This is a genomic window from Frateuria defendens, from assembly GCF_001182895.1.
Lineage (GTDB): Bacteria > Pseudomonadota > Gammaproteobacteria > Xanthomonadales > Rhodanobacteraceae > Frateuria_B > Frateuria_B defendens.
Genome location: NZ_LFQR01000206.1, coordinates 1 through 1,925, shown reverse-complemented (window position 1 = coordinate 1,925; position 1,925 = coordinate 1). Strand labels below are relative to the sequence as shown.

The 1,925-nt window shown below is 53.9% G+C and carries 1 protein-coding gene and 1 pseudogene; both read right to left on the bottom strand.

The genetic code is table 11. The annotated features are described in order from the left end of the window. Nucleotides 1–55: 55 nt before the first annotated feature. Nucleotides 56–508: a hypothetical protein gene (locus tag ACH65_RS20105; RefSeq protein ID WP_153242670.1), complete on the bottom strand. Its 453-nt coding sequence runs from the start codon at nt 506–508 to the stop codon at nt 56–58. Between the two features lie 1,291 nt (nt 509–1,799). Next, nucleotides 1,800–1,925: pseudogene (locus tag ACH65_RS20095) on the bottom strand (IS1595 family transposase); the annotation flags it as partial.

Genomic DNA, 1,925 nt, shown 5'->3' with positions numbered 1-1,925 from the left:
TTAAGTTGAGAGCATTGCCTCCCTTCCCACAACTCAGCTCTCTAACTACCAATTATTAGTCAGTTCGTTCGACGACTGCTGAATACCCTTCACTGGTCGGCCATGTGTAAGCCTCGCCCTTCTTAAGCTCCAGCGTCACCGGCTCCCAGTGCGCAACCCGCATTGGTGGTGCGCCGTTGAAGCACTGCTTCAGAAGATCATTTTTCGAGATGGTGAGTTCAGATGCTCGAACCTCGAACGTGATCTTGTCGCCGCTCGTGCGGTTAGCAATCACAACCCACCCAACTGTCGCAAAGGCTGTCTTCATTCCCCCAGGAACACATTCCGCATAACCAATATCTTCTACCGGGCCATTCATGGTCGCGCCAGGCGAATCGAGAGCAACAGGCCAAGAACCCACAATCGCGCCGTCCTTCTTAAAGGTCACCGAGTAGAAATGGTGGCCCAACTCGTTCGCATGCGCTGCACATACAAGAGCTAGAAAAGCAGCAAAAGCAAGCTTCCTCATATACCCCCCCTTGTTAACACGGTTCCACCTTACCCAAACCCCAAGGCACCCCGGGACTAATCGGCAGCGAACGCAAACACTTAAGCCTCGTGAACTCTACAGAGGACATCCTACAGCCGGCATCGGCCATCAAGCACTACCGGGACAGCTTTTTCTGACATAGGATCGGCCACACTGCCAGACTGCAACAGTCTGGCAGTCAGCCACAGGGGAGCAACTCATGCGCAAAATCAGCATCTTACTGGCGAGCTGGTTGCTTGAAGTGCTTGTCCTTGGACATTTTTCGCTTCGGAACTTCAGTCTTCGGAGAAAGCCATGAGCCATGAATTCCGAGCAAGGCTCCGAGCCGCACGAATCGTTCGTCCATTAACATCATGGGAGCGATACGGCCCTATAGCCGCATGGATAGCGGTGGCGCTCGCAATTTCGATTGCTGTACTTGTTTGGGGCGCAGACGAGTATCGTTGGATAGCCATCGCTCCGGCTACGTTAGGAGCTTTCGCTGTCATCCAGGGACTCAAGCGAAAGGAAACCAAAGAATTTAGCAAAGAAGGCCTAGCGCAGGCCTCTGCGACTAGGCAATTAGACCGCGAAAAACTTGGCACAGATGTACGATCATTCCTGAAGGGTTGGCTAGGCAGGCTTCTAGTGTCTGGAGCTATCGTGGGGAGCTGCTACTTGTATGCCAAGCAAGGCCAGATCACAAAGGACGAGGGATTTTTCCTCTTGCTGCTCTGCATCGGTGCGGCGATCTGGGCATGGCAAACATCGCTCGCATTACTTGCGTGCGGTGTCTTGTGGTGGCTAACCACTCTTGATTGGCACCTATCCACGCCAACCGCGGTCATCGTCGGCGCCCTTATCATTGCTGCCGCAATACGGAGCAAACATTAAACAAGCCCACTGAGCATGGGGTTGTACTGGCACAGCAATACAGCCCTTGTGATCATCACTTCGGACCTGGACGTTCATCGGTGAAGGAGCTGAGAAAGGGGTAGCAAGCAGGGTCAGGAAATAACCCACCCCCTTTTTGCATTGTTCGCCTTTGTTACCAATCCAATTTGTGATTATTTATTCCGGAATATCGCTGGCAGCTAGCACAAGCCGGTCGATGATGGACGAAAAGTCACGTCCCACCGTGCTCCCCCACATATGGTCGATCACTACCAGCATTTGTAAGGGCTTGCTACTCGGTGGTTAGCCGGCTGAGTGCACCTTTATTGGCACAACCTGCCCGCCCGCCATCAGCCGATCCAAGTAATCCGCCCATGCCTGCACCTGATTCCCCACATCACGCATCCAAGGTTGCGAGTCGATAGCTGAGCGGCGGCGTGCACGCAGCGGCAACGATGAGTCGCGGCACCAAGGCGGCCAGATCGAAGCGGCGATTGAAGCGATAGCAGAACTCGGACAGGTA

Excerpts from the sequence above, each read along its gene's own strand:
- ACH65_RS20105 (WP_153242670.1), bottom strand. The coding sequence starts at position 508 with ATGAGGAAGCTTGCTTTTGCTGCTTTTCTAGCTCTTGTATGTGCAGCG.